At 40.4% G+C, this 6728-nt stretch carries 5 protein-coding genes and 3 rRNA genes; 3 read left to right on the forward strand and 5 right to left on the reverse strand.

Going from position 1 to position 6728, the window contains the following annotated elements; all coding sequences use genetic code 11:
- The first annotated feature begins 97 nt into the window (after window positions 1–97).
- Window positions 98–1513, forward strand: coding sequence for a membrane-bound lytic murein transglycosylase MltF (gene mltF, locus PMAN_RS11160; protein ID WP_010556929.1), 1416 nt, complete (start codon window positions 98–100; stop codon window positions 1511–1513).
- Between the two features lie 179 nt (window positions 1514–1692).
- Window positions 1693–1860, forward strand: a complete 168-nt coding sequence (locus PMAN_RS11165; RefSeq protein ID WP_006791597.1) for a hypothetical protein — start codon at window positions 1693–1695, stop codon at window positions 1858–1860.
- Window positions 1861–1868: 8 nt separating this feature from the next.
- Here PMAN_RS11165 and tadA read toward each other — a convergent pair whose 3' ends face one another.
- Window positions 1869–2366, reverse strand: a complete 498-nt coding sequence (tadA, locus tag PMAN_RS11170; protein ID WP_010556928.1) for a tRNA adenosine(34) deaminase TadA — start codon at window positions 2364–2366, stop codon at window positions 1869–1871.
- A 178-nt stretch (window positions 2367–2544) separates the two neighbouring features.
- Here tadA and PMAN_RS11175 point away from each other — a divergent pair, with 178 nt between their 5' ends.
- Window positions 2545–3849, forward strand: coding sequence for an inosine/guanosine kinase (locus PMAN_RS11175; protein WP_010556927.1), 1305 nt, complete (start codon window positions 2545–2547; stop codon window positions 3847–3849).
- Window positions 3850–3864: 15 nt separating this feature from the next.
- On the opposite strand, the gene glsB is transcribed toward PMAN_RS11175, so the two are convergent.
- The 4 genes from glsB to PMAN_RS11195 all read right to left on the reverse strand — a co-directional run.
- Window positions 3865–4788, reverse strand: a complete 924-nt coding sequence (gene glsB / locus PMAN_RS11180) for a glutaminase B (RefSeq protein WP_006791600.1) — start codon at window positions 4786–4788, stop codon at window positions 3865–3867.
- Window positions 4789–5461: 673 nt separating this feature from the next.
- Window positions 5462–5576 (reverse strand): 5S ribosomal RNA (gene rrf, locus PMAN_RS11185).
- A gap of 59 nt (window positions 5577–5635) precedes the next feature.
- Window positions 5636–5750, reverse strand: a 5S ribosomal RNA gene (gene rrf / locus PMAN_RS11190).
- Between the two features lie 144 nt (window positions 5751–5894).
- Window positions 5895–6728 (reverse strand): 23S ribosomal RNA (locus PMAN_RS11195); the annotation flags it as partial.

Raw genomic sequence — 6728 nt, forward strand, 5'->3', positions numbered from 1 at the left:
TTATTTATAATCCGTTTTAGCTAATAAAATAAAAGGGAAAGTGACGAAATGGCTAAGTTTTGTTATAACGGGTGTTAGCGTGTTAAAGGGGCACTCAATGTTCAAAGAAAAGCTAATAATAATCATCACTTTAGTTATGCTGTTATGTGCATGTAATATGCAAGAACAGCCAACTCAACTTGCCCACATCAAAGAGCAAAACAAAATACGTGTTGGCACGTTAGCAAGTGCGAGCAATTATTATCAAGCAGTTCAGGGTGAGCAAGGCTTTGAATATGAGCTTTCTCAGGCTTTTGCTGATTACTTAGGTGTTGAACTTGAAATAGTCCCCTTTTTTAATTTATCTGATATGTTTGATCGCCTTGAAAGTGGTGACTTAGACTTAATTGCCTCAGGACTTACTTACAACAAAACGCGTGCGGAGCAATATAGGTATGGCCCAACTTACAGAACAATCAGTCAAAAATTAGTATATAAACAAGGCCGCGTTCGTCCTCGTAAGTTTGACGATCTAGATGGAAATTTTACGGTTATAGCAAAAAGTAGCCACTCACTTACCCTGCAAAAAGCTCAAAAAAACAACCCATCACTCAGCTGGATAGAAAGTGAAGAATTTGACGAAGAAGAACTTTTACAAGCGGTTATAGATGGTGAAATAGACTACACCCTTGCTGATTCCCACACTCTTTCGTTATTTCGCCGGTATCACCCTAATTTAAGCATTGGCTTCTCAGTAAGTCATAATGATCCAATTGCGTGGATACTTCGCAAGTCAAAAGATGATTCTTTATATGCGCTGCTCGTGCCATTTTTTGGTGAAGTAAAACAAAACAACCAACTTTATGTACTCGAAGAAAAATATTTTGGTCATGTACGCCAGTTTAACTACGTAAATACATTAGCTTACATAGAAGCAATAAAAGAAACGTTACCTACATATCAGCCATGGTTTGAACAATACGCAGGAGATCTTGATTGGCGTTTATTAGCTGCATTAAGTTACCAAGAGTCAATGTGGAACCCTCGCGCTAAATCACCAACGGGAGTTCGCGGTATTATGATGCTTACACGCATTACAGCTAAACAAGTTGGTGTAACAAATCGTCTCGAGCCTGAACAAAATATTCGTGGCGGTGCTCAGTATCTAAGCAAATTAATAACCCGTATTCCTGATAGAATTCCTCAACCAGACAGGACGTGGCTTGCTTTGGCTGCTTATAATGTTGGCTGGGGTCATGTGAACGACGCGCGGATTATCACCCAACAACAAGGGGCAAGCCCAGATAAATGGGCCGATGTAAAAAAACGCTTACCGCTATTAATCAAAAAGCGATATTACCGTAATACACGTTATGGCTATGCCCGTGGCGATGTGGCAGTAAAATATGTTGATAATATTCGCAGATACTACGACGCGCTGGTATGGCTTGATGAAAACAATGCGATGACCGAAGAAAATATCACTACAGAGCGTGATGACACCAGCAATATAAAACAAGATGAATCGCCATAGCGGATTATGGATTAATGCGATATTTATTAATTATGAAAGTTTACGGCTTCAAAGTAGTGGGTAACTAAAATATCTGTTTACTTGTCATTAAATGATCACTAATGTGTGGTAATTGTATATTTCAATTTTTTCGAAGATATATCTTGTGCCTTTCTCACTCTCACGCATTAGGAGAACACATGCTAAAACGTAGACGCACACAAAAATTAAAAAGAAACGTTATTTATTCAACGGCAACACGTCGTCGTATCATGTTACGTGGTTTACACAAAAAAATTATATGGCGTCGCCGCATGTTTGCTATGCAACAAATGGAAGCACAAGACACTATACCAGCGGGCAATTAATAATATTTTTAAGCCCCACGAGCAGCCTTCTTGGCTGCTTTAATTTGTGCCCTTCTTCTCTTAAAAAATTCAGATATAGTGTTACCACATTTATCGGCTAATACCCCTCCAATAACTTCAACTTGATGGTTAAGCCTTGGCTCCTGCAGTAAATTCATAATAGAGCCAGCTGAACCAGTTTTTGCATCTGGAGCTCCAAATACTAAACGCTGTATTCTGCTATGCACTAATAATCCTGCACACATAGAGCATGGCTCAAGTGTTACATATAACGTGCAGTCAATTAAGCGATAATTATTGAGTGCTTTGCCAGCTTCTCGTACTGCAATCATTTCGGCATGAGCTGAAGGGTCATTATCAGTTATAGAACGATTGTATCCAGATGCTATAAGTTGATTATCTTTTACTAAAACAGCACCTACTGGGATCTCATTAAGCTGCTCGGCTTGTTTTGCATACAAAAGCGCTTGTTCCATCCAATAAGCGTCGTCAAATGGCTTGTTCATTATTTCTTCTTAAATTACGTTTTATGCTTTAATTATACCTAGTTAACATCCTAAAGCGCGGCAATGATTACTTTATTGCAAAAATAAAACACTATTTAGCTGTTAATAATGGCTCACTGACGCTGATTTACGTTATAATCTCTCGCTTTTTTTATTTAGCTCACAACACGGGTAGCGAATGAAATTTCCTGGACGCCGCAGGCATAAACATTATTTTCCAGTGGAAGCCAAAGATCCACTAACTAATCAACTTAACGCAACAGATAGATTACAACGTAGCTATATTACGGGTATCGATCAAATCGTTGTTGATATAGAAGCAAAAGTTGATCAAGCTTTCCTTGATGAGTTTCAACTACGCAGAGGCATGTCACAGGTTATAGACAGTGACATAACAAATGCTCTGTACGACCGCTTAAAATTAAACGACATGGTTGATTATGAATTTGCAGGTGGAACCATTGGTAACACAATGCACAACTATTCTGTACTTGCAGATGATCGCTCTGTTTTATTAGGCGTAATGAGCGAAAACATTAAAATTGGCAGTTACGCATACCGCTTTTTATGTAATACCTCAAGCCGTGTAGACTTAGACTATTTACAACCTGTTGATGGTCCAATAGGCCGTTGTTTCACTCTTATTGACGAAACGGGCGAACGCACCTTTGCAATCAGTGCGGGTTTAATGAATTACCTACGCCCAGAATCAATAGATAAATCGTTGATAGAAAACTCATCGGCTTTAGTCATTAGTGCATACCTTATGCGAACACAAGATGACGAAACCATGACAGATGCAACGATGCAAGCCGTAAAATATGCTAACGATGCTGGCGTACCAGTTGTTCTTACACTCGGCACTAAATTTTTAATTGAGCAAGATCCTGCTTGGTGGGCAAACTTTGTTGAAAAGCATGTAGATATTCTTGCTATGAACGAAGAAGAAGGCTTTGCTATTACAGGGTTTGAAGACCCGCTTTTAGCAGCAGACAAAGCACTAGATTGGGTAGATCTTGTTATATGCACTGCAGGTGAAAAAGGGCTATTCATGGCAGGCCATGTTGACGACAGCTTTAAACGTGAAACCGAATACCCACTACTGCCTGGTGCTATTGCAGACTTTAATCGCTATGAATTTTCACGCGCTATGCGTAAAGCAGATTGCGAAAACCCTATAAGAGCATACAGCCATACGGCTCCTTTTATGGGCGGACCAGACTCAATCAAAAATACAAATGGCGCTGGAGACTGTGCACTCGCTGCTGTACTACATGACTTATCAGCAAATGTTTATCATAAGCTTAATGTCGCTAACTCAGCAAAGCACGATCAACAAGCTATTACATACTCATCTCTTGCACAAATTAGTAAATATGCAAACAGAGCAAGTTATGAAGTACTTGTTCAGCACTCTCCCCGCTTATCGCGTGGATTACCTGAGCGTGAAGATTGTTTAGAGCAGGTTTATTGGGAGCAATAAGCTCCCTTCATCTCTCTAAAAGATAGAAATATCAAGCTTTTTAGATAGCAGCTCTAATGCTGCTATTCCTGCCACTGAGTTACCAAACGAATTAAGACCTGGGGAATAAACGGCTACTGTAAACTTGTTAGGTAATACCGCAAGAATAGTCCCTGACACCCCTGATTTACCTGGCATACCGACCCTATACCCAAAATCACCCGCAGCATCATATAAACCACTGGTAAATAATAATGAATTAAGCTGTTTATTTTGACGACTACTTAAAACCTGCTCACCAGATAGCTGATCAACTCCTTTATTTGCCAAAAAGCTATATGCCTTAGCAAGTTCAACACAATTAAGCTCAATAGAGCAAAAGTTGAAATACGACCAAAGCACATCATCAACGTCATTCTCAAAATTACCAAACGATTTCATCAAATGCGCCATAGCAGCATTGCGGTGTCTAAATTCATACTCAGAATTAGCCACTTTTTTATCAATCACAATGCCGCGATTACCTGATAGTAATCTGAATGTTTCGAGCATCGAGTGCATTGGTGCAGACAAGCGGCTATAAAGCGCATCACAAGTAACAATAGCACCCGCATTTATGAATGGGTTACGCGGCACACCTTTTTCAAATTCAAGTTGCGTAAGCGAGTTAAACGCTGTACCAGAGGGCTCCTTACCTACCCGGTTCCAAAGTTCGTCACCATAACGCTGTAACGCCATGGTTAATGTCATCACTTTAGATACTGATTGAATGGTAAATCGCTGAGAACAATCACCTGCGCAAATGATTTCACCCTCAGTAGTGTATATGGCAATAGAAAACTGCTCAGGGTCAACCTCAGCAAGTGCAGGGATATAATCGGCTACTTTCCCTTTAGACAGTAAAGGGGCGACTTCTTGAGTAATTTCATTTAATACACGTTGGTAATCTGTAGTAGGCAATTAACACCTCAAATAGATTTAGCTAAATGAAAATATTACCATGCCTCAGATTAAACGAGCTAGTTTAGTTAGATGAAATTAATTGTATTGTGAATTATGTTCACAATAAACAATCTAACGTGAGGATAAACGACAAGAGAAATAATTAATGATAAACACCACTAATTAGCAAATTTAATAACCTATTTATATCACCTAAACATAAGGCTATTACTCACCAAACCTTAAACTCTTTAGCAGTAATATTTAATCAACCCCTGATAGAAAAGCTGACGCTAATAGGGTTAAAGGTATCAGTTATTAGACAGAGATAAATAATACAACCTTGTTGTTTATATTATTACCTTACTGAAACTAGATTCTTTAATTATACGAATTAGTAAAGCTCGCCTTGTAATTGTAACTTAATTGATTTACTTCATTTAAAATACAAAAAGCGTCACTTTACTGCAACAGGCTTCGCTTAATTAAAGTCGTTACACCACTCACTTGAATATCCGAGGGATAAAAAGTCACATCGCTGATAGCATACTTTCATTGTGTTAGTCGGTATTATGTAAGCTCACTTTAGGATTGGTATTATTACTGAACTCGGTATGCTTAACGCCAATTTACTAAACCCCAGACAACAAAAAACCCGTTACATTGCTGTAACGGGTTTCTCTTAATTAAATCCTGGTAATGTCCTACTTTCACATAGCAAATGCTACACTATCATCGGCGCTGTTTCGTTTCACTACTGAGTTCGGCATGGGATCAGGTGGGTCCAAAACGCTATTGTCACCAAGAAAATTCTTTTCAATTTTCTTATTTTTATTAAGGTTAAAGTCCTTCGACTGAATTTGAAGCCTGGTAATGTCCTACTTTCACATAGCAAATGCTACACTATCATCGGCGCTGTTTCGTTTCACTACTGAGTTCGGCATGGAGTCAGGTGGGTCCAAAACGCTATTGTCACCAAGCAAATTTGGTCGTTAATCCGTATCTCTACGCACTAACTGAATTTGGAAAATATCTGATAATATTTTTTAAGTCTTTCTGTCGTAATATCTACTTTAGTTATTAACTTCTGTCTTAACTGTCACACAAAACGCGTTTGGCGTTGTATGGTTAAGCCTCACGGGTAATTAGTACAAGTTAGCTTAATGGCTCACACCACTTCCACATCTTGCCTATCAACGTTGTAGTCTTCAACGGCCCTTCAGAGACTTTAAAAGTCTAGTGAGAACTCATCTCGAGGCCTGCTTCGCGCTTAGATGCTTTCAGCGCTTATCAGTTCCGAACGTAGCTACCGGGCAATGCCATTGGCATGACAACCCGAACACCAGCGGTTCGTTCACTCCGGTCCTCTCGTACTAGGAGCAACCCCTCTCAATTCTCAAACGCCCACGGCAGATAGGGACCGAACTGTCTCACGACGTTCTAAACCCAGCTCGCGTACCACTTTAAATGGCGAACAGCCATACCCTTGGGACCGACTTCAGCCCCAGGATGTGATGAGCCGACATCGAGGTGCCAAACACCGCCGTCGATATGAACTCTTGGGCGGTATCAGCCTGTTATCCCCGGAGTACCTTTTATCCGTTGAGCGATGGCCCTTCCATTCAGAACCACCGGATCACTATGACCTACTTTCGTACCTGCTCGACGTGTCTGTCTCGCAGTTAAGCTGGCTTCTACCATTACACTAACCGTACGATGTCCGACCGTACTTAGCCAACCTTCGTGCTCCTCCGTTACTCTTTGGGAGGAGACCGCCCCAGTCAAACTACCCACCAGGCACTGTCCGTAACCCCGATTCAGGGGCCAACGTTAGAACATCAAAACTACAAGGGTGGTATTTCAAGGACGACTCCAAAAGAACTAGCGTTCCTGCTTCAAAGTCTCCCACCTATCCTACACATGTAGGTTCAATGTTCAGTGCCAAGCTGTAGTAAAGG

It is taken from the genome of Pseudoalteromonas marina (genome assembly GCF_000238335.3).
Classification (GTDB): domain Bacteria; phylum Pseudomonadota; class Gammaproteobacteria; order Enterobacterales; family Alteromonadaceae; genus Pseudoalteromonas; species Pseudoalteromonas marina.